Source organism: Mesobacillus sp. AQ2 (genome assembly GCF_030122805.1).
Classification (GTDB): Bacteria; Bacillota; Bacilli; order Bacillales; family Cytobacillaceae; genus Mesobacillus; species Mesobacillus oceanisediminis_A.
In genome coordinates this window covers 4280539-4302150 of sequence record NZ_CP126080.1, presented here as the reverse complement: position 1 = coordinate 4302150, position 21612 = coordinate 4280539, and the positions used below count along the sequence as shown (strand labels likewise).

Genomic DNA, 21612 nt, shown 5'->3' with positions numbered 1-21612 from the left:
CTTAAGAGGTTTGTCCACTGGACAGGCCTTTTTTTCTTGCTTCAATGATTGAAATAGACAAAATCTCACTCATTGTAATTCCTGTTTCTCTTTGAATGGAAGAGATTTTTAATAGTTCTTCATTAGTTAAAGTTACTTGATGTGCAAATTGCCATTCTAAATGATTAGGGGTAATAAGCTGATAATCTTCGAACCATATTTTGATGAATATTTCTGGTGTTATAGAGTGGATCAGCTCTTTAATTTCCTTTGTGGGTTTCTGAAGTTTAATGGGAAGATATACTGATGTCCGTTTTTTATGTGGAAAAATTAAACCTGTTTCTGAACAAGTAGGTATCTGCTTTCTCATCATTGAAGGATGTAAGTAATCCTTTACAAGGTGAAAAAAATACATGATTTGCCGTTTGTCGTATATGCATAATCGATTTTGGCCATCAAGCGAGAATTGTAATTTGAATTTATCCTTCATCATTTCAATTAACAAATTATTTTCAGTAGGGGAAAAGTTATCTGTTGAGAGGATGATTTTTTTAACAATACCTCCCTTTTTCAAAAGGTAGCCGTCATCCTGAAACCACCATGCTAACGCTTCAGGAGTCAAGGTTAATTGGAGTATGTCTATCGGAATGACTTTAACCCGTCCTTTATACCATTTCTCTTTCAAATAATTAAAAACAACTGATGTTTTCGATTGAACATACACTGATTCCGAGAATCCTATGCTGACTCTTGAATCTTTATCTCTTTTATATTTTGGCTGCGTAAGGGGAACAAAATCTTTAAGGCTTCTGTAGCAATAGAAACACCAGTCTTTATCTTTGTATCGATGCTGGAACCGAAGACGAGGGCTTTTATTTATTTCGATTGTTAAGCTCCCATCTCCAAGTAACTTGCCATTAATCAATCCTAGCTGATAAACAGGGATGTATTTTAAAATATCGTGAAATTCATTCATTGTACACCTCTAATCAGGAACAGGTGTTCCGCTATATTTATATTATAATCTATTAACTTAAAAATTAATAGGTAAATGTACCTATTAATTAACAGGGTCTTTTGTATTAAAATTAAAGGTAAATATAAGTGAAAAAGGCAAATCATAGGAAACTATGAGACGCAAAGCCAAGGGCCTGTTCTACATTTCTAGTTATTTAGGTAGATGGCAGCCGGCTACCACGAGGATACATAGACTTTTTTACTATGGGCCTTGGGTAAGGTCTTTTTGTTTGCTCTTTTTTCGGAAAAGGAGAGAAAGATGATAGGGAAATTATTTAAAATCCAGACTTTAGTCGTAGTCATGGTTATGGTTGCTCAATTGATTTTACCTATAGGGACAGCCATGGCAAATGATGTTGGGAGTATGCTGCCTCCAAGCAATCTCGCCTATTCAAAACCATCCCCGGAGGACGTGAAGCTCAGTTGGGATGCTGTTTATGGAGCAACAGGATACAACGTTTATGAAATCCAGGAAGGGCAGATGACACTGATTGGTACTGCAAAGACAGTGAACTACAGCCTGAATGACCTTCGTGAAGGAAACTACAAATATACCGTTTCTACTTTGAACGGTGATGCTGAATCGGGTCCTTCAGCACCGATAACTGTCGACATTGTCTATCCTTCAATGGAAGCCCCAACGAATCTAAGCTATAAAATCCAAAATGGAAACGATTTGGTCCTTAGTTGGACAGCTTCAAAATATGCTGAAGAGTACTTTATTTATGAAGTGCTGGTGGATGGAAAGAAACAATTAATTACAAAGACAACCTCCAATAGCTATACGAAAACGAATGCTGAAGCGGGCAGCTATACATATGTTGTTTCTGCATCGAATAAGTTCTTTGGCGAATCTGCTGCATCGGAACCGATCACTGCAGAATTGATCCAGCCTGTTATGGAGAAGCCGGGGGATCTGTCATTTACTATCACTAACGGCACGGATGTCACATTGAAATGGAAGTCTTCGTATCTGGCAAATGGATATAAAATCTATCAAATGGTGAATGGGGAAAAGGTTCTTAAGGAAAGCGTTACTGGAACAAGTGTTAAATTTACTAACCAGCCAGAAGGAGACTATGAATATGTTGTCCATTCATTTAGTGACCGTTTTGGAGAATCTGCAGAGGGCAGTCGGATCTCTTTGACGGTCAGCACAGTTGTCATGCAGGCACCTGATGCTTCGGCAAGAGTCATTAATTTTAATGATATTATCCTGAGCTGGGGGCGCGTCGATTATGCGAACAGCTACAAGATCTATCAGGTTATTAATGGGGAAAAGGTTCTGAAAAATACTGTGACAGGAACTTCAGTGACTTTTTCAGGACAGCCTGCCGGTGAATATCAATTCGAAATCTATTCATACAGCGATCGCTTTGGCGAGTCTGAAAACGGGTCTAAACTGACTGTTACAGTGGACAGCTATGAACTTGCGGCACCGGAAAATGGCAGTCATAAGATTTTAAACGGAAACGACTTGAACATATCCTGGGATGCTGTCGAAAATGCGAGTGAATATAAGATTTATCAGATCGTGGATGGCCAGCGTGTGTTGAAGGATACTTTGACAGGCACTAGTAAGACCTATTCAAACCTTGCTGAAGGAACATATGATTTTGAAATCTTTTCGTCGAATCCAAGAATTGGGGAATCTAAAGACGGATTGAAAATCAGTGTTGACATTGTTCATCCGAAAATGGGGGCACCGGGCAATGTAGAATATTCTACTAGCTCCCCGACAAGCTTCTCTTTAAGCTGGGATAAGGCTGAATACGCAACGAATTATAATATTTATCAAATACTTGATGGCGAAAAGGTACTTAAGAGGACGGTAACTGGTACGAGCATATCCTACAGCAATATGGAAGCTGGTGAATATGAATATGAAGTGTATTCCTATTCTTCAAGGTTTGGCGAATCAGCAACAGGCAGCCGCGTGAAAGTCACTCTTGATGGCTATGTCATGCAGGCTCCTGGAAACCTGAAATACTCAATCCTTAATGGCAATGATATTAAACTTGAATGGGAGCCAGTTGAGTACGCTGCCAGTTATAAGGTCTATCAGGTTATTGATGGGGAAAAGGTCCTTAAGACAACCGTAAGAGGGACGTATGCTACGCTGACCAACCAGCCGGCTGGGGATTATGAGTTTGTCGTCCATTCCTTCTCTTACTTTTCAAGCCAGTCACCTGAGGGGACAGCTATTAAACTATCGCTTGTTCATCCTGTAATGGAAAAGCCGGAAAATGTAACAGCATCTATCCTAAATGGAAATGATGTAGCACTTGCATGGACCTCAGTTCCTTATGCTAATAGTTATAATGTTTATGAGTTAATAGATAATGAGGAGCTGCTGATCGGCTCCGTTTCGTCAACATCTTCTCCTAAAAAGACGTTTACAAATACATCAGAAGGTGAGCATCAATACATCATCCGTTCCGTCAGCAGCCGCTTCGGAGAATCAGCCCAAGGCGGGAAAGTAGATGTTTCGGTTGTATTCCCTGAAATGCAAAAGCCGGAAAACCTGACATACAGCATTGCAAATGGAAATGACATTGTTTTAAAGTGGAATTCATCCTCTTTTGCAAAATCATACAATGTTTATAAAGTCGTGGACGAAGAAAGAGAGTTATTAAGAACTGTTACCAGCACATCAACTACGTTAGTGAATATGCCGGAAGGGGATTATATCCTGCAAGTAACTTCAGTAAGCGATCGTTTTGGTGAATCAGCTGAGTCAACTTTAGTAGAATTCAAGCTTGTTTTTCCAATCATGCAGTTACCAGCGAATTTTAAGTACAGCATTGCTAACGGAAATGACATCGCCCTGAGATGGAATGCCTCTGTCTATGCAAACTCTTATAACATTTATCAGGTTACTGATGGAAAAAAAGAGCTGGTGAGGACGGTTAAATCCACGTCTTCGACTTTCACCAACATGCCGGAAGGGGACTACTCCTATGAGGTTCATTCATTTAGCGACCGCTTTGGTGAATCCCCTGAGTCAGCAAAAATTGAATTACAGTTGAAATGGCCTGAAATGCAGCCTGCAGTATTAACAGGATCAGTATTTAATGCCAATAATATTACCCTATCCTGGCCAAAAGTAACCTGGGCAAATGGCTACCAGGTCTATAAAGTGAATGGTGAGAACCGTGAATTGCTTTATAAGGGTACTGCTTTGTCTTACAAAGTTTACAACCTGAAAGAGGAAGAGCATTCGTTTGAAGTTGTAGCTTACAGCGATCGATTCGGGGTGTCGCCAGCTTCTAATAGATATACTGAAACAATTGTCTACCCTGAAATGGGAGTGCCGAAAGCGACTCTGAAGCTACTCAGCGAAACAAGTGCCAGAATCTCGTGGGATTTCGTCACATTTGCCAACGGCTATAACATTTATGAACTGATTAATGGCAAACCGGTTCTCGTAGCGGAAAAGGTGAATAACTTATCCTATACACTCTCAAATCTGACTTACGCAAACCATCTTTATTACGTAACATCATACAGCAACTCCTTCGGGGAATCTAATCCTTCTGAAACCGTGCTGGCCAAACTGATCATCGATGAAGAAGCTCCGGTAACAACATCTGATGCTAAGACGGATTGGACAAATAAAACGGCAAAGGTGAATTTGTCCGCCACTGACAATGAAACAGGTGTGGCAGCGACATACTATTCACTGAACGGCAATGATTATACAGAAGGTACTTCTTTTACGGTCGAGAATGAAGGCGTTCATGAAATATCCTTCTATTCAATCGATAAAGTTGGAAATAAGGAAGAAGTCCAAACAGTAGAAGTGAAGATCGATCAGACAAAGCCTCAAACTGAATCAGATTTAACAGGCGAGTGGACCAATGAAAATGTTGCTGTAAAACTAACAGCAGAAGACAATCTGAGCGGTATTGCTAAAACCTTCTATTCAGTGGATGGCTCTGAATACGCAGAAGGCACAGAATTCATTGTTATTGGCGATGGAATTCACGAGATCAAGTATTACAGTATCGACCATGCCGGCAATGAGGAAGAAGCCCGGGCCGAGACAGTGAAAATTGATACTAAGCCTCCGGAAACAGATTCGAACATTGAAGATAAATGGTACCAGGATGCTTTTAAAGTCGAATTGTCTGCAAACGACAATCTTAGCGGTGTGACAGCGACGTTCTATTCCCTGGATGGCATCCGCTTTTTTGAAGGCACAGAGTTGCTGCTTGAGAAGGATGGAATATACACAGTTGCGTACTACAGTGTGGATGCGGCCGGCAACATCGAAGCAGCCAAAACAAAAACAGTGAAAATTGACCGCGAGGCTCCAGAGACTTCCGCCAATTACCCTGAAGAATGGTACAAGGAAAACGCTGAGATTGTTCTGGCAGCGGAGGATAACCTCAGCGGAATTGCAAAAACATTTTATTCAGTTAACGGTTCAGAATTCACAGAGGGTAAAAGCTTTACAGTTTCTGAAGAAGGATTGAATGAAGTTTCATACTACAGCGTTGATAATGCAGGAAATATTGAATCACAAAAAACAATCATAGTTAAGGTTGATAAAACAGCTCCAGCAGTCTATGCAGAAGTGAACGAAGAATACGAGCTTGGTTCTGAATTTATGGTTTCATATACTGCTGAAGACCAGCACTCTGGAGTAGCGGTTGAAACAGCAGTAATCAATGGAGTTAGGTACAATAATGGCGATTCAATTGTTCTTGACCAGCCAGGTGGATACACACTTGAAATAACAGTGGAGGATCATGCAGGATGGACAACGACGTTCGAAAAGGAATTCGTCGTCTACATCCCGGTCAGTCTTGAAGTACTTCCGAAAGTAATTAAAGGAAACAAAGGCATTTTTACCGTTAAGGCCATTCTGCCTGAGGGATTCGGGGAATCTTCGTTTAAGATTTCAACGGTTACTTTAAATGGAGTTGCTCCAGTCCTGTCCAACAACGGCCTGAAAAAGCAGGCTGAGAAAGGACACTTTAAATTCGAACGTGAAGATTTCGACTGGCAACAGGGGAAGGAAAATCTTGAATTGCGCGCTTACCTTGAAAATGGATATTTAGTGAAAGGATCAGAAATCGTTAATGTAAAGTAAGAAAAGGCTCCTCAAAGAGGGGCCTTTTTCTGCTTTTATTTTTATAAAAGAGTAAAGAGTTAACAATGCATAGCCGATATAATCAATATAATATGCGCTCTAGAGGAGGCAATAGCATGATTAACCGTCTCTCTTCAGATACACCAAGTACATTCATCTATGAAACGATTAAGACGAAAATTGACACCATTGAAGGTGGTACGGCGGGTGAAAAGGAAAAGAGCCCGGCTGCCACTTCAGCACAGAATGGGATTGAAAGGGTTCCGAAAGAAAAGCTGCAGAGCACGATGGAGGAACTGAATAAATTTTTAAGCCCGAGCCATACAGCACTGAAATTCCAATATCACGAGAAGCTGCAGGAATATTATGTCACTCTCATTGATGAAAAAACAAAGGAAGTTGTCAGGGAAATCCCACCAAAGAAAATGTTGGATTTTTATGCGGCTATGACTGAATTTCTAGGCTTGATTGTAGACAAAAAAATTTAGCAGGCAGGTGAAGAAAAGTGGTAAGAATAGGCGGGTTGGCAAGCGGAATGGACATCGATTCACTTGTCGGAGATTTAATGAAAGCGGAAAGGATTCCTTTGAACAAGCTCCACCAAAAAAAACAGCTGTTCGAATGGCAGCGTGATGATTACAGGTCAATGAACAAATTGCTTGCTGACCTTGATAAGTTTGTGTTTGATGGCATCTTCCGCCAGTCAACTTTCACAAAAAAGACGGTGACAACGTCAAATGAGAGTGCGGTTTCTGTCCGGAACATTAATGCGACTTCAAATTTAAATTCAAACATCCAGGTACATAGTCTCGCAGAAGCGGCTAATATGAAGAGTTCTATTGAAATTGCCGCAGCAGATTTTGATCCGAATGCAACTCTTGAATCTCAAAATGGAAAATTGGCTAGTCCTGTACCAATTGCCCAAACAACTATTTCCGTTGAAGCGATTCAAAAAGATGGCAGCATGCCAACAGCACCAGTAGATATCACCTTTGATCCGACGAAGGATTCGTTAAATGATGTACTTAACAGAATTAATAATTCAGACGCTGGTGTAGTAGCGTTTTATGATTCCGTTACTAGGAAAGTGTCAATTACAGCAAAAAATACTGGCGATGCCACTGGGGCTGAAATTAAGCTGTCTCCTGGCTTTTTTACCGATACTTTGAAATTGGATGCCGACAGTGATTTGGCAGTTTCAGGGTCAAGGGGGAAAGCTGGTGCTAATGCCGATTTCACAATCAATGGCCTCCGTACACAACGTTCAACAAATACCTTTGTCATAAACGGGTTTGAATACACATTAAAGCAACCGACAGGAACTGCAACGGTTACAGTTAACTCTGCAACGGATGAAGAGGCAATATTCAAATCTGTTAAAGACTTTGTAGATAAATACAATGAAACAATAGATGGTATTTCGTCTAAGATAAATGAGGAGAGATACCGCAAGTATCAGCCCCTTTCCGACGAGGAGAGGGAAGCAATGACTGAGAAGCAAGCGGAAATGTGGGACGAAAAAGCAAAAAGCGGCATGCTTCGTAACGATTCTATTCTTTCCGGAGCATTAAATAAAATGAGAATAGACCTATACAGTAGTGTAGGGAATAGTACCGATAGTATAAATGATAATTATGACCAGCTTTCCGAAATTGGGATTAAAACATCAAGTAACTATCGGGAAGGTGGCAAACTTGTCATCGATGAAGCTAAGTTACGGGAAGCAATCAAGAATGACCCGAATGCAATTTATAAGCTTTTTACGCATGACAGTGCCATTGATGGTGAAGATGGGTTAGCGAGGAAGCTAAGGTCAACAATAAAGGATACAATAACCGTCATTGAAGGCCGTGCCGGAAACGCACTTAAAACGAGTGCGCAGTTCACTCTAGGAAGGAACCTGACATCAATTGACAGTCAGATCAACCGCTTTGAAGACCGTCTGATTAAAGTCGAAGACCGTTACTGGAGACAATTTACGGCAATGGAAAAAGCAATCCAAAAAGCAAATAGTCAGTCAGCATATTTAATGCAACAGTTTAGCTATTAAAAGCCCTTTTACAAAAAGGAGAGTAAACCATGGCACTAACTAATCCATATCAGTCTTACCAGCAAAACTCAGTCAATACGGCTTCACCAGGCGAGTTGACGTTGATGCTATATAACGGATGCCTCAAGTTTATCAATCTGGCAAAGCATGCGATTGAGAAGAAGGATATCCAGGAGAAAAATATAAACATTCAAAAGGCACAGAAGATCGTACAAGAATTAATGGTTACACTTAATATGGAACTTGAAATATCGAAAAATATGATGTCTTTGTATGATTATATTAATCGTCGATTAATCGATGCCAATATTAAGAATGACAAGGTGATTTTGGAGGAAGTGGAAGCACTTGTCACAGACTTCCGCGATACGTGGAAGCAGGTCATCCAGTTGAATCGCCAAAAGCAGCACAATCAAGGTGGCATGGCGTAGTGAGTTCTATAAAACAATTTTACAAGTTAACAACTGAACTTATTCAGTTTCTCGAAAAGTCGGAGGAGGAACGAGATGAAAAAATCACGCATGTTGAGGATCTTTTGAATCAGCGTGAGTACATTATGAAGGATATTAATCCTCCTTATACGACTGAAGAGACGGAGCTTGGCAAGGAAATCGTGAAATTAAACACTAAGCTTGCCAGGCTGCTCCAAGATGAAAAAGCTTCAGTTCAAAAGGACATCAAAGATCTGCAGATTAAGAAAAACTCAAACACAAGATATGTCAACCCATACCAAAGCCTTTCAACAGACGGCATGTTTTACGATAAGAGAAAATAAGTTAATGGGTTTAACGTGTTAAGTGAAGAGAATATATTGTAGCTAAGCAATGCATGGCCTAATTGAAAACTGAGGAAGAAGCGATGTCGTAGAGAGTTTTAATAACTTCTCGTTCACTGAAGGTGACAGGCTTTTAAACGTAAAATTCCATGCCTTTTCTCAAATCATTAATATGAATTTTGTCTTGGCAGAACACTTTTATGAACAACCTGCCGTTTTAAAAAGTGCAGCTTTATACTGTCGTTGAAAAGGCGAATGCTCGATGGGAAGTTTACTGACCAGAACGCAAAGCAAAAAATCATTCTAGAGGATATATATCCTGCATACTCTTCCTGGAAGCTGATTGTGGAACAACAATTAAACCCATTTTTACAAGTATAACCGCCTTTAATCGGGCGGTTTTTTCATATTAGGACAACCCTCAACAAACTATCCACTATTCCGACAGTAAAAACAGACATAAAAATGTCAAATCTTCTGACTGTTTTTGCAGGAGTTCTTTGGGGTAAAATAGAATTAGTAATACATAGTCATATCCCAAAGGAGGAGTCCACTATGAACTACAACATTCGTGGAGAAAACATTGAGGTAACGCCAGCAATCAGAGAGTATGTTGAGAAGAAGATTGCGAAGCTTGACCGGTATTTCACCGAGTCACCCAATGCCAATGTGAACGTGAACCTGAAAGTTTATCAAGATAAGAAATCAAAAGTTGAAATTACGATTCCGATGAAGGATCTTGTGCTTCGCGCAGAGGAAATCCATGAAGATATGTATGCTGCCATCGATCTGATCACTGATAAGCTTGAGCGCCAGATCCGCAAGCATAAAACGAAGGTCAACCGCAAGTTCCGTGAAAAGGAAAGCCTGAAGGATTACGCTCCGATTTTCACAGATGTTGAGCAGGTTGAGGAAGACGAAGACCTTGAAGTTGTCCGCACAAAGAGCTTCGATCTGAAGCCAATGGACAGCGAAGAGGCGATCCTGCAAATGAACATGCTTGGCCACAGCTTCTACGTGTTCACAAACGCAGAAACAAATCAAACAAACGTTGTTTACAAGCGTAACGACGGCCGTTATGGTTTGATTGAAGCTCAATAATCATCTAACAATCAACCCACAGTCAGAAATTGGCTGTGGGTTTTAATTTGTTCTTTTGAAGGGAAAATTATGCCGAGTGCCGAAATAATTTTACAGGAGGCGATCCATATGACATTTTCAATTGTAGGTTATGACCCCCAGGAAAAAGAATGGGGAATTGCGGTACAATCTAAATTTCTTGGCGTCGGGGCTGTTGTTCCGTTTGCGAAAGCGGGAGTGGGCGCTGTGGCGACTCAGTCATACGCTAATACGGCGTATGGGCCACAGGCGCTTGAATTGATGGCACATGGAAAATCGGCTGAAGAGGCCATGGAATTAATTACAAAGGACGACCCTGACAAGGAAATGCGCCAGGTCGGCTTGCTTGATGCCGAGGGCAATCCAGCAACTTTTACGGGTACATACTGTTATGACTGGGCAGGCGGGATAACAGGCAAGCACTTTGCAGCACAGGGAAATATTTTAGTGGACGAAAATACTGTAAAAGCAATGGCCGAAACGTTTGAAACAACAGAAGGCTCGCTTGCACAGCGGTTGCTTCAGGCGCTCAATGCCGGCCAGCAAGCTGGTGGCGACAGCAGGGGCCAGCAGTCGGCGGCATTATTAGTTGTTAAAGAGAAGGGTGGATACGGCGGATACAATGACCGCTATATCGATCTTAGAGTAGATGACCATCCGGACCCAATCACGGAGTTGATCCGCATCTATGGTCTGCAGCAGCTTTATTTTGCCAAAGCAAAACCTGAGAACGTTGTAGCAGTCGAGGGAGAGGTCAGGGAAACAGTCGTGCACCATCTAAAGCGTCTTGATTACCTAAAGTCAGACCCTGCAGATGATGCTGAACTCCACAAAGCGCTTACAGCCTACATCCACACCGAAAACTTCGAAGAACGGGAGCAGGAGAAAGGCAAGATCGATCTGGAAGTTTTGGAGTATATGAAAAATCAATAATCCTTGAGTGCCCCTGTCAGCTGGCAGGGGACTTTTCACATTTCCCCTTTGGTTGTCACTCCTTGTCCTAAGTGGTAAAATAGTAAGAAGCAATAAATCGAATTTTTCTAAAAGGGATTCGGTGCATTCAGGGCGAATCTTTTTTCTTTGGGATTATTTTTTACGATTCGAATTCAACGAGATTCAATAGATAAAAGGAGCGTCTGTATGGGGATTTTAACGAAAATTTTCGACCAGAATAAACGCGATATTAAAAAATTGACAAAAATGGCGGATCAAATCGATGCGCTTGCAGTTGATATGGAAAAGCTGTCTGATGACCAGCTGAGGGAGAAAACGGAAGAGTTCAAGAATCGCTACCAGAACGGTGAATCTACAGATGATCTGCTTGTTGAAGCATTCGCGGTTGTCCGTGAAGGCGCCAAGCGTGTTCTTGGCCTGTACCCTTATAAAGTCCAACTGATGGGTGGTATCGCTCTTCATGAGGGGAATATCTCTGAGATGAAGACTGGTGAAGGTAAAACCCTTACAGCGACAATGCCGGTTTATCTGAACGCAATCACAGGCCGCGGGGTGCACGTTATCACGGTCAACGAATACCTCGCAAGCCGTGACGCCGTCGAAATGGGCCAGCTGTATGAATTCCTTGGCCTTACTGTCGGACTCAACCTGAACAGCATGACGAAGGAAGAGAAGCAAGAAGCCTACCGTGCCGATATCACTTATGGTACGAACAACGAGTTTGGCTTCGACTATCTTCGCGATAACATGGTGCTTTATTCAGACCAGAAGGTTCAGCGCCCGCTGCACTTCTGCGTCATCGATGAAGTTGACTCCATCTTGATCGATGAAGCGCGTACGCCGTTGATCATTTCCGGTTCTGCACAAAAATCGGCTGCGCTTTACATCCAGGCGAATGCATTCGTTCGCACATTGAAGCGTGAAGAAGATTACACATACGATGAAAAAACGAAGGGTGTCCAGCTGACAGAGGAAGGGATTACGAAGTCAGAGAAGGCTTTCGGAATCGATAACCTTTTTGACATTAAGCATGTGACATTGCTTCACCATATCAACCAGGCGATGAAAGCACAGGCGAGTATGCACAAGGATGTCGATTACGTCGTCCAGGATGGCGAGATTGTCATCGTTGACCAGTTTACTGGCCGTCTGATGAAGGGCCGCCGCTACAGCGAAGGTTTGCACCAGGCAATCGAGGCGAAGGAAGGCCTTGATATCCAGAATGAGAGCATGACGCTTGCGACGATCACATTCCAGAACTACTTCCGTATGTATGAAAAGCTGTCCGGTATGACCGGTACAGCGAAGACAGAGGAAGAGGAATTCCGCAATATCTATAACATGAACGTTGTCGTCATCCCGACGAACCGTCCGATCGCCCGTGACGACCGTCCGGATTTGATTTACGCATCGATGCAGGGCAAATTCAAGGCAGTTGCCGATGACATCGCAGAGCGCCATCAGGCAGGACAACCAGTCCTTGTTGGTACGGTTGCGATTGAAACGTCTGAAATCATTTCTGCGTTTTTATCGAAAAAAGGAATCAAGCATAATGTCCTGAACGCGAAAAACCATGAGCGTGAAGCGGAAATCATCGCTGAAGCCGGTCATCAGGGCTCGGTTACAATTGCTACAAACATGGCGGGCCGTGGTACGGACATCAAGCTTGGCGAGGGCGTAAAAGAGCTTGGCGGTCTTGCGGTCATCGGTACCGAGCGACATGAGAGCCGTCGTATCGATAACCAGCTCCGCGGACGTTCCGGACGTCAGGGAGACCCTGGTGTGACGCAGTTCTATCTTTCAATGGAAGATGAACTGATGCGCCGTTTCGGTTCTGACAATATGAAAACAATGATGGAACGACTTGGCATGGATGATACCCAGCCAATTCAGAGCAAGATGGTATCCAGAGCCGTTGAATCTGCGCAAAAACGTGTTGAGGGCAACAACTTCGATGCCCGTAAGCAACTGCTTCAATACGACGATGTTCTGCGCCAGCAGCGTGAGATCATCTACAAGCAGCGTGATGAGGTTCTTGAATCTGAAAACCTTCGCAGCATCGTTGAAAATATGATCAGATCTTCATTGGAGCGCAATGTTTCCGCCCATACGCCAGCAGGCGAAGATATGGAAAGATGGGATCTGAACAGCATCATCGATTACGTGAACGGCAGCCTGCTTCATGAAGGTGACATCACTGTTGAAGACCTTCGCGGCAAAGAGCAGGATGAAATCATTGAAGCGATCATGGCGAAGGTGAAAGAGCGCTATGATGAAAAAGAAGAAATGTTGACTGACGAACAGATGCGTGAGTTTGAAAAAGTCATCGTGCTTCGTTCGGTTGACTCGAAGTGGATGGACCATATCGACCAGATGGACCAGCTGCGCCAGGGCATCCACCTTCGTGCGTACGGTCAGATCGATCCACTGCGTGAATACCAGCATGAAGGTTTCGCAATGTTCGAGAGCATGGTTCTTTCCATCGAAGACGATGTTGCGAAATACATCATGAAGGCTGAAATCCGCAGCAACCTTGAGCGCCAGGAAGTAGCAAAAGGCCAGGCGGTGAATCCAAAGGAAGACGAAGGCGGAAAAGTGAAGAAGAAGCCAGTTGTCAAAACAATGGATGTAGGCCGTAATGATCCATGTATTTGCGGCAGTGGCAAGAAATACAAGAACTGCTGCGGGAAAGCTGAATAAACTGATACAAGAAGCCGGCGGGCAACCCGCTGGTTTCTTTTTGTAGATCAGATGTGAAATTCATTTAGCAAGACGCTATAATATACTATGAGGTGAATGATATGGAATTAGCAGATATCAGGAATGAGCTTGAGAAAACAGCTAAGAAATTAGCGGACTTCAGGGGGTCTCTTTGACCTCGAAAATAAAGAAGCGCGGATCGCTGAACTAGAAGACGGCATGCTTGCGCCCGACTTCTGGGATGACCAGCAGAAGGCACAGGTCGTGATCAATGAGTCAAATGCGCTTAAAGAACAGGTAAATGTTTTTAATGAGCTTAGCGAGACATACGAAAATCTCGATTTGACTTATGAGCTTGTAAAAGAAGAAAACGATGCAGATCTCCGTGAAGAACTGGAGAAGGAGCTTGTCGAGTTCAAAGAGCGCATGAGTGAGTTCGAGCTTCAATTGTTGTTGAGTGAAGAGTACGATAAAAATAATGCAATCCTTGAGTTGCATCCAGGTGCCGGCGGAACGGAGTCGCAGGACTGGGGTTCGATGCTGTTGCGTATGTACACACGCTGGGCGGAGAAGCGCGGCTTCAAGGTTGAGACTTTGGATTACCTTCCTGGTGACGAAGCGGGCATCAAGAGTGTCACTTTAGCGATCAAAGGTCATAATGCTTATGGATATTTAAAGGCGGAAAAAGGCGTACATCGATTGGTTCGTATTTCGCCGTTTGACTCTTCAGGGCGACGCCATACTTCATTTGTTTCCTGCGAAGTTATGCCGGAATTCAACAATGAGATCGAGATCGATATCCGTACTGAAGACCTGAAGATTGATACGTACCGTGCAAGCGGCGCCGGCGGTCAGCATATCAACACAACTGACTCAGCCGTCCGGATTACGCACTTGCCGACTGGTGTCGTTGTATCATCCCAGGCAGAACGTTCACAGATCAAGAACCGCGAAACATCGATGAAAATGCTGAAAGCAAAGCTTTACCAGCGCGAAATCGAACAGCAGCAAGCCGAACTCGACGAAATCCGCGGCGAGCAAAAAGAAATCGGCTGGGGCAGCCAGATCCGATCTTATGTTTTCCATCCATACTCCATGGTTAAAGACCACCGCACCAGCGCCGAATCCGGCAACGTGCAGGCCGTCATGGACGGGGATATTGATATGTTTATTGATGCTTATTTGAGGTCTAAGTTGAGTTTGGGTGAGTAAAAACCTATTTTGGTGTCCCCCGCCAGGTTGGCGGGGGATTTTTGTGTTAATTGGGCTGCAGTTTTTATTAATTGCACGGTCAAACGTCATAATTGCACCCTATTTGAAGCTAATTGCACCATCAACTAGAATAATTGCACGTTCATTCAAGATTATTGCACTGTAAGCTGCTAGAATTGCACCGTCATCCTAATAATGGAAAAACCTCCTCGGCCACATGGAAGAGGAGGTTATAATCATGCTTGAAAATACACTCTATTTTTTGTACTACCTGTATGCTGTAAACTCATATTCCTCAATAAGTTGGTAGAAGTACTTCGTGACGGCAAGCAGAGGAAATTCCTCAATTGCTTATTTGTCATCGTTGGCCCAATTAGCAAAAAGTAATCAAGAATAGCTTGTTCATGCGCATGAGATGAAGTAATTCCGCAATGGGAGCAGTACCATTTCCTTGAGATTCTTTCCATGTGGAAGTGCTCACAGGTTGGACATTGAATACCAGGAATGATGTCAGAAGGAGCTAAATTATACTTGTTAATGTCGGCTTTCTCTGGTTCATGGCTTTTAATCAAAAGTTTCGTTAATTTTTTTATATCTTTGAGCGAAAGGACTTCTCTTTGGTGACGATTTTGAAATTCGTCAACTTTAAAGACCAAATGTCCTCCTTTACAAACTCGATGATAAATTTCTTGATTTTTACTGGGATTTTGAAGGATGGAGCCGTGATTACTATAGGTGACGAGGAATTCTAAAGGAGGTGGGGTGATGTTGTGTTTCTTCAGCCAACTTCTGAATTGATTCACTTGTCTTTTTACCTGGTCAACCGGGCAGTCGTATACTTCCGTTGTGTCATTATATCTTCGGAAAACTTGTTTGAAGGCAGGGTCAAATTCGATGCTTCCAGGCATATTCTTATTTTCGATCAGCAATGCGAATTTGGTTGATAAAAGTAGGAAATCAATTTGGAAGTAATTAGTGCCATGTGGAATACGGAGATCCTGGAGGATATGAAAATCGTTTTCGTTCAAAAGGCTGAGATAATAATCCATCTCCTGTTCGCCTTTAAATCCTGCTCTTTTAATCAGTAAATCTTTCAAGATATCTTGCCTCTTTGGGTGGGTTGGAGAAGTTCTTCTAAGCAGCGCTTCATTAACGAGGATTCTGCGGGGGACCGTTCTGTGTTTCGCTATCAAACATTGTCACTCCTTTAGGTTGATGAGTGTATTATTCGACATTAATCGGTAAAAACCCTGTTAAAGAGGGAGAATTATTTACTCGGTTGTTGTTATTTAAAAAAGGACATTTTACTGCCCCAACCCTCAATTACCTATTTACAACAACCACAGGCTCGAGGTGAGGAGAATATTCCAGATGAGGAGCTTAATTCAGTAAGCAAGCACGAAACAAGTAAGAAGTAAAAAAGGTAACTTTCAATTAAACATCGGAAAACCCCTCAATTACCTATTTACAACAACCCCAGGCGCGAGGTGAGAGAATAATCCAGGTGAGGAGTATTCCAGTAAGCAAGCACGAAGCAAGTAAGCAGTTAAAAAAGGTAACTTTCAATTAACCATCGGAAAACCCCTCAATTACCTATTTACAACAACCCCAGGCGCGAGGTGAGGAGAATATTCCGGATGAGGAGCTTAATTCAGTAAGCAAGCACAAAACAAGTAAACAGTTAAAAAAGGTAACTTTCAATTAAACATCGGAAAACCCCTCAATTACCTATTTACAACAACCCCAAGCTCGAGGTTTGGAGAATATTCCAGATGAGGAGCTTAATTCAGTAAGCAAGCACGAAACAAGTAAGGAGTAAAAAAGGTAACTTGCAATTAAAATCTAGATTTACGCTAATATATTGCGCAAATCTGCTTAGCACAGTACGCAAGTCGTTTTTGTGGAGGGGCGAAGGTAGAAAAAGGTCAAAAAGTAGACTTTTTATCGAATATAGCTGTTCACTTTTGCTACTGGAAAAATTATTCTGTTAGTAAAAAGAGATAATTGCACCGTTGTTTAAGGTTATTGCACCATGTTTTGCAATAATTGCACGGTCCTCCTAATTAATTGCGCCAATAATCGAGATAATTGCACCGTCTTCCTAAATAAGGAAAAAATCAGAAAAAAGCAGCCCTCCTAAGAAGGCCGCTCCCAATACTATATAAACAAATTCAATCCAGAATCCTCAGCATCTCCAAGATATGCTGCAACTCCGCCGATTTCGACTCCGTCGATTAACTCTTCTTTGGAAATCCCCATGAGGTCCATGCTCATGCCGCAGGCGACAAGCTTAACACCGGCGTCCATAGCGTTTTTCATTAAGGTTTCGAGGCTGTCGACATTTTTGTTGGCCATGACGGTCTTGATCATCTTGGCGCCCATGCCGCCCATGTTCATCTTGGATAATGGCAGGTCGTTCGCGCCTTTCGGCATCATCATGCTGAACATTTTTGCCATCATATCCTTCTCGGTGGCCGGTGCGTCGTTGCGCTTCAAGATGTTCAGTCCCCAGAAGGTGAAGAACAAAGTTACCTCTTTACCCATCGCCGCGGCTCCGGATGCGATGATGAAGGTTGCGATGGCCTTGTCGAGGTCACCGCTGAATACGACCATGGTCGCACCGTTTTTAGCAGGGGCAGCAGCTGGTACGCCAGTAGGAACTTCCACCGGTGCAGCCATCGTATTCAAAGTCACCACAACGTTTCCTTTCATGATTTGCGCCTTGAATTTCTTATCTTCAAACTTGTTGCTGACCAGCTTGTTGCCGGTCTTTTCGCACCATGCCTTGATGTCCTTCGCGAAGCCTGGGTCAGTTGCATGGACTTCCATCACCTCGCCGTCCTTCATGTCACCGATTGTTTTGTACACCTTCATGATTGGGCCAGGACAGGATAAGCCGCAGGCATCAAGGGTGGTTTTTACAGTCGGTGGAGCAACTGGAGCTGCCGGTGCAACTGGAGCCGCCTCAACGGCCAATCCAACACTGCTCTGGGCCGCACCCGCAGCAATCTCTTCCATCGCAAGATTGCGCTGAGCCACACCATTATCGCTAATTGGTGTACCACAGTTTTCACTCGCATCTGGCTCGAACACGCAAGAGTAAGTCTTGTATCCGCCATCCAGGTTGCGAACATTGAACCTAGCCTGCTTCAGGATACGAGAAGCAAGGTACCCGCGCAGGCCGACCTGGCAGTATACATACACTTCTTTCGTCGGAATCTCGTCTAGGCGGTCGCGCAGCTCGCCAAGCGGGATGTTGACAGAACCCTCAATCAGGCCCATGTCGCGCTCGATTGGCTCGCGGACGTCAATCAGGTAGCCGCCGTTTGCAAGGATGTCATTGATTTCATGCCATTGAACGGTTTCCACAAGACCTTCAGCGATATTCTTCGCTGCATAGCCCGCCATGTTGACCGGATCTTTTGCAGAAGAGTATGGCGGCGCGTATGCCAGCTCAAGATCCGGAAGGTCAAAAATCGTCATGCCGCCTTTGATGGCAGTTGCTAAAACATCGATTCGTTTGTCGGCGCCATCATAAGACACCGCCTGAGCTCCAAAGATTTTTCCTGTCTCGCGGTCAAAGATCAATTTAAGTGCGATAGGGAAGGCGCCTGGATAGTAGCCAGCGTGAGAGCTTGGGTGAACGTGAACGACATCGTAAGAAATGCCAAGGCGCTTCAATGTCTTTTCGTTATTGCCTGTTGCGGCAACTGTCATGTTAAACACCTTCGCAATGGATGTTCCGAGTGTTCCCTGGTACTTGGAGTCGATGCCGTTGATATGGTCAGCGACGATGCGTCCCTGGCGGTTGGCCGGCCATGCGAGCGGAATGTGAGTCGCCTGGCCGTTGATATAATCTTTTACTTCAATCGCATCACCGATAGCGTAGATGCTTTCATCGGCTGTCTGCAATCTTTCATTAACACGGATTGCACCGCGAAGTCCAAGCTCCAGGCCTGCTTCCTTAGCCAATTTATTTTCAGGAGTAACGCCAATCGCAAGTATTACCAGATCAGTATCGATTTGTTTGCCGCTATTCAGGTTGATCAGTTTACCGTTGTTTTCAAAAGATTTCACACCATCTTCTAGGATCAGGTTCACGCCTTTTTCCCGTAGATGTTGGTGTAAAATAGAAGCCATCTCAAAGTCGATCGGCGCCATGATCTGGTCAGCCATCTCGACAAGTGTCACTTCGACGCCGCGTTCCCAAAGGTTTTCGGCCATTTCGACACCGATGAAACCGCCGCCGATGACTGTTGCTTTCATCGGCTTCCGCTCATCGACATATGCCTTGATTTTATCAGTGTCCGGAATATTGCGAAGTGTGAACAATGCTTCAGCTTCATCGATACCCGGAATCGGAGGTTTAATAGGACTCGCTCCAGGTGATAGAACCAGTACATCATAATTTTCTTCATATGTTTTACCTGTTTTTAAATCATGGATTTCCACTACCTTGCGTTCACGGTCAATTCGCGTCACTTCGCTTAGGTTGCGGATGTCCATATTGAACTTTTTAGACATGCCTTCAACTGTCTGCACAAGCAATGCATCGCGCTCCTGGATGGCACCGCCGATATAATAAGGAAGGCCGCAGTTGGCAAAAGAAATGTATTCACCGCGTTCGATCATCACGATTTCTGTTTGTTCATCCAATCTTCTCAACCGGGCAGCTGTTGTAGCTCCGCCAGCAACTCCACCTACGATTACCACTTTTTTAGCCATCTATATTACCCTCTTTCTGGAGAATTTTATTGTGTAGCGTTGAGCAATCCTTGTTAAAAAAATAATTTCATCTTATTACAGGAAAGACTAATCAATATGACCGCCTCCTTATACGTGAAATATATCACAAAGTACGACTAGGGGTAAGGGTATTTAAAGAAACGTCAAAAATTGTTCATAATTTCACAAACTCACCCAGAGAAGTCAAAAAAATTAGCTTTAAAATCTTTCTTTTCCTAATTGACCCGGGGCAGCCTATTAAAAGACGGCGTACCTCTTCATATATAATCGAAGTCTTTCTTTCATCCTTTAATACGGCGCACTGCTAGCGTTTACAGAAAATTCGACACATGCTATACTCACTGACGGCATTAATGGGAAAAGGGGATAGGACAGTGAAAAAACGGCGGAATCAAAAGATGAATCCAGCTTTGGACAAGCTGATTGAATATGTATATGTGTTGATAGGTTCAGGGATTGTGGCTATATCGTTTAATGTGTTCCTGCTGCCAAACCGTGTTGCTTCAGGAGGAGTGAGCGGGATCAGTACAATTTTGGATGCGACGCTTGGCTGGGAGCCAGCGTATGTGCAGTGGGCATTTAATATTCCGTTGTTTATTGCCGGGGTTGTTTTACTTGGAAGGCAATATGGGTATAAAACTCTTGCAGGGACCATTTTTCTTCCATTTGTTGTGTTCCTGACGAATGATGTGAAGCCTTGGACTCTCGATCCTTTGCTTGGGTCATTGTTCGGCGGTATTGGTGTCGGTCTGGGCCTTGGGATTGTATTCAGAGGAAATGCATCAACTGGCGGTACGGATTTGGCCGCGCAAATCATCCATAAGTACACGGGACTTTCACTTGGAACCTGCGTGGCGTTGATTGATGGGCTGATTGTATTGTCTGCAGCGATTGTCTTTGATATTGAACGAGGTCTTTATGCTTTGATCGGGCTTTATGTGACTAGTAAAACCATCGACCTTGTGCAGGTTGGTATCGGTCGCTCGAAGATGGCGATGGTCATCACGAACCGCCAGGATGAAGTTCGTGAAGCGATTTTGAATAAAATTGACCGTGGAGTGACAAAACTATCAGCATACGGCGGCTATACCGATCAAGAACGGCCAATCATCATGTGTGTAGTGGACCAGACGGAGTTCACAAAATTGAAACAATTGGTTCAATCCATTGACCCTGCTGCATTTGTGATTGTAATGGATGCTTCAGAGGTATTGGGTGAGGGTTTTAAAAGGGCTTAGTATTGGTATAAAATAGTCATGTATGCAAAATTTTCTTAGGGGGAGTTAAGTTTGAAGAAGAAATTATTAGCTCTATTAATGGGAACCTCCTTGGCACTGGCAGCCTGCGGCGGTGGCGGCGATGAAGCTGGCGGCGACAAAGCTGGTGCAGATCCGGAAAAGCTTTTTAACCAAAAATGTTCAAGCTGCCATGGCGGAAATCTTGAAGGCGGCGTAGGGCCAAAATTAAGTGATGTAGGTTCACGTCTATCCCAGGATGAGATTGAAAGTACAATCGCCAATGGTAAAGGGTCAATGCCTCCAAAATTACTTGAAGGTGACGATGCATCTGCAGTTGCTGAATGGCTGGCAAACAAAAAATAACATTTAAAAGGAAACGTTCTGATCATCATCAGGGCGTTTTTTTTTGCGCTTATTTTTCCAGTCTGCTGTCAGGTAAAATGCTGTCCTTATGCATTTTAGAAAAATCGCCAAATTATTTAGCAATTCAGCAAGCTTCACAATTTGTACATACAAGTTTTGACAAAATCTCGTAACACACGTGTAATAAAACTAAAAATTCGACAAATACACACTTGCTGCAAATAGTGCATTTTACTTGGTAAATAGCTAGATTGGCAAGTGAAATGCTTTGTGAATTAGTAGATATATTACCCTTCAGAGGAATATAATGGGACTTTTTGTTCAATTTGAAAAGAAACTGTAATATATAAAAGGGTTTATT

The 21612-nt window shown here is 43.2% G+C and carries 14 protein-coding genes and 1 riboswitch; of the genes, 11 read left to right on the top strand and 3 right to left on the bottom strand.

Annotation, left to right across the window (positions count from 1 at the left end; all coding sequences use genetic code 11):
• Position 1: 1 nt before the first annotated feature.
• Positions 2–955 (bottom strand): endonuclease, encoded by a 954-nt coding sequence (locus QNH36_RS21650; protein ID WP_283904183.1) that lies wholly within the window; start codon positions 953–955, stop codon positions 2–4.
• A 126-nt stretch (positions 956–1081) separates the two neighbouring features.
• Positions 1082–1178: riboswitch (cyclic di-GMP riboswitch) on the top strand.
• A 77-nt stretch (positions 1179–1255) separates the two neighbouring features.
• Here QNH36_RS21650 and QNH36_RS21645 point away from each other — a divergent pair.
• The 9 genes from QNH36_RS21645 to prfB all read left to right on the top strand — a co-directional run bounded on the left by QNH36_RS21645 (position 1256) and on the right by prfB (position 14904).
• Positions 1256–6094 (top strand): OmpL47-type beta-barrel domain-containing protein, encoded by a 4839-nt coding sequence (locus QNH36_RS21645; RefSeq protein WP_283904182.1) that lies wholly within the window; start codon positions 1256–1258, stop codon positions 6092–6094.
• A 116-nt stretch (positions 6095–6210) separates the two neighbouring features.
• Positions 6211–6582 (top strand): flagellar protein FlaG, encoded by a 372-nt coding sequence (flaG, locus tag QNH36_RS21640; protein ID WP_283904181.1) that lies wholly within the window; start codon positions 6211–6213, stop codon positions 6580–6582.
• A gap of 17 nt (positions 6583–6599) precedes the next feature.
• Positions 6600–8144, top strand: a complete 1545-nt coding sequence (locus QNH36_RS21635; RefSeq protein ID WP_283904180.1) for a flagellar hook-associated protein 2 — start codon at positions 6600–6602, stop codon at positions 8142–8144.
• Positions 8145–8173: 29 nt separating this feature from the next.
• Positions 8174–8575 carry a flagellar export chaperone FliS gene (gene fliS / locus QNH36_RS21630; protein WP_283904179.1) on the top strand — a complete coding sequence of 134 codons (402 nt, stop codon included), beginning with the start codon at positions 8174–8176 and terminating at the stop codon, positions 8573–8575.
• On the top strand, positions 8575–8919 hold the full coding sequence (gene fliT / locus QNH36_RS21625; protein ID WP_283904178.1) for a flagellar protein FliT: 345 nt from the start codon (positions 8575–8577) through the stop codon (positions 8917–8919). The genes fliS and fliT overlap by 1 nt, the downstream gene beginning before the upstream one ends.
• Positions 8920–9474: 555 nt before the next feature.
• Positions 9475–10020 carry a ribosome hibernation-promoting factor, HPF/YfiA family gene (hpf, locus tag QNH36_RS21620; protein WP_283904177.1) on the top strand — a complete coding sequence of 182 codons (546 nt, stop codon included), beginning with the start codon at positions 9475–9477 and terminating at the stop codon, positions 10018–10020.
• A 108-nt stretch (positions 10021–10128) separates the two neighbouring features.
• Positions 10129–10971 carry a DUF1028 domain-containing protein gene (locus QNH36_RS21615; RefSeq protein WP_283904176.1) on the top strand — a complete coding sequence of 281 codons (843 nt, stop codon included), beginning with the start codon at positions 10129–10131 and terminating at the stop codon, positions 10969–10971.
• A gap of 207 nt (positions 10972–11178) precedes the next feature.
• On the top strand, positions 11179–13692 hold the full coding sequence (secA, locus tag QNH36_RS21610) for a preprotein translocase subunit SecA (RefSeq protein WP_144478026.1): 2514 nt from the start codon (positions 11179–11181) through the stop codon (positions 13690–13692).
• A gap of 101 nt (positions 13693–13793) precedes the next feature.
• A protein-coding gene (gene prfB / locus QNH36_RS21605; protein WP_283904175.1) for a peptide chain release factor 2 occupies positions 13794–14904 on the top strand; the annotation gives its coding sequence in 2 pieces (ribosomal slippage) (positions 13794–13865 and positions 13867–14904; 1110 coding nt in all).
• Positions 14905–15140: 236 nt separating this feature from the next.
• Here the strand turns inward: prfB and QNH36_RS21600 are convergent.
• Positions 15141–16001: a nuclease-related domain-containing protein gene (locus QNH36_RS21600; protein ID WP_283904174.1), complete on the bottom strand. Its 861-nt coding sequence runs from the start codon at positions 15999–16001 to the stop codon at positions 15141–15143.
• Positions 16002–17061: 1060 nt separating this feature from the next.
• Positions 17062–19629, bottom strand: coding sequence for a CoA-disulfide reductase (locus tag QNH36_RS21595; protein WP_283904173.1), 2568 nt, complete (start codon positions 19627–19629; stop codon positions 17062–17064).
• A gap of 419 nt (positions 19630–20048) precedes the next feature.
• Here QNH36_RS21595 and QNH36_RS21590 point away from each other — a divergent pair, with 419 nt between their 5' ends.
• Together QNH36_RS21590 and cccB are read left to right on the top strand one after the other, a co-directional pair.
• The gene (locus tag QNH36_RS21590) at positions 20049–20888 is read left to right on the top strand and encodes a YitT family protein (RefSeq protein ID WP_251543288.1); all 840 of its coding nucleotides are present in this window, start codon (positions 20049–20051) and stop codon (positions 20886–20888) included.
• Positions 20889–20939: 51 nt separating this feature from the next.
• Positions 20940–21251, top strand: coding sequence for a cytochrome c551 (gene cccB / locus QNH36_RS21585; RefSeq protein WP_144478017.1), 312 nt, complete (start codon positions 20940–20942; stop codon positions 21249–21251).
• The last annotated feature ends 361 nt before the right edge of the window (positions 21252–21612 follow it).

Bases quoted from the DNA above. Each gene is read 5' to 3' on its own strand.
- QNH36_RS21615 (WP_283904176.1), top strand. From the start codon at position 10,129: ATGACATTTTCAATTGTAGGTTATGACCCCCAGGAAAAAGAATGGGGA.
- QNH36_RS21650 (WP_283904183.1), bottom strand. From the start codon at position 955: ATGAATGAATTTCACGATATTTTAAAATACATCCCTGTTTATCAGCTA.
- hpf (WP_283904177.1), top strand. From the start codon at position 9,475: ATGAACTACAACATTCGTGGAGAAAACATTGAGGTAACGCCAGCAATC.
- secA (WP_144478026.1), top strand. From the start codon at position 11,179: ATGGGGATTTTAACGAAAATTTTCGACCAGAATAAACGCGATATTAAA.
- fliS (WP_283904179.1), top strand. From the start codon at position 8,174: ATGGCACTAACTAATCCATATCAGTCTTACCAGCAAAACTCAGTCAAT.
- flaG (WP_283904181.1), top strand. From the start codon at position 6,211: ATGATTAACCGTCTCTCTTCAGATACACCAAGTACATTCATCTATGAA.
- QNH36_RS21645 (WP_283904182.1), top strand. From the start codon at position 1,256: ATGATAGGGAAATTATTTAAAATCCAGACTTTAGTCGTAGTCATGGTT.
- QNH36_RS21595 (WP_283904173.1), bottom strand. From the start codon at position 19,629: ATGGCTAAAAAAGTGGTAATCGTAGGTGGAGTTGCTGGCGGAGCTACA.
- QNH36_RS21590 (WP_251543288.1), top strand. From the start codon at position 20,049: ATGAATCCAGCTTTGGACAAGCTGATTGAATATGTATATGTGTTGATA.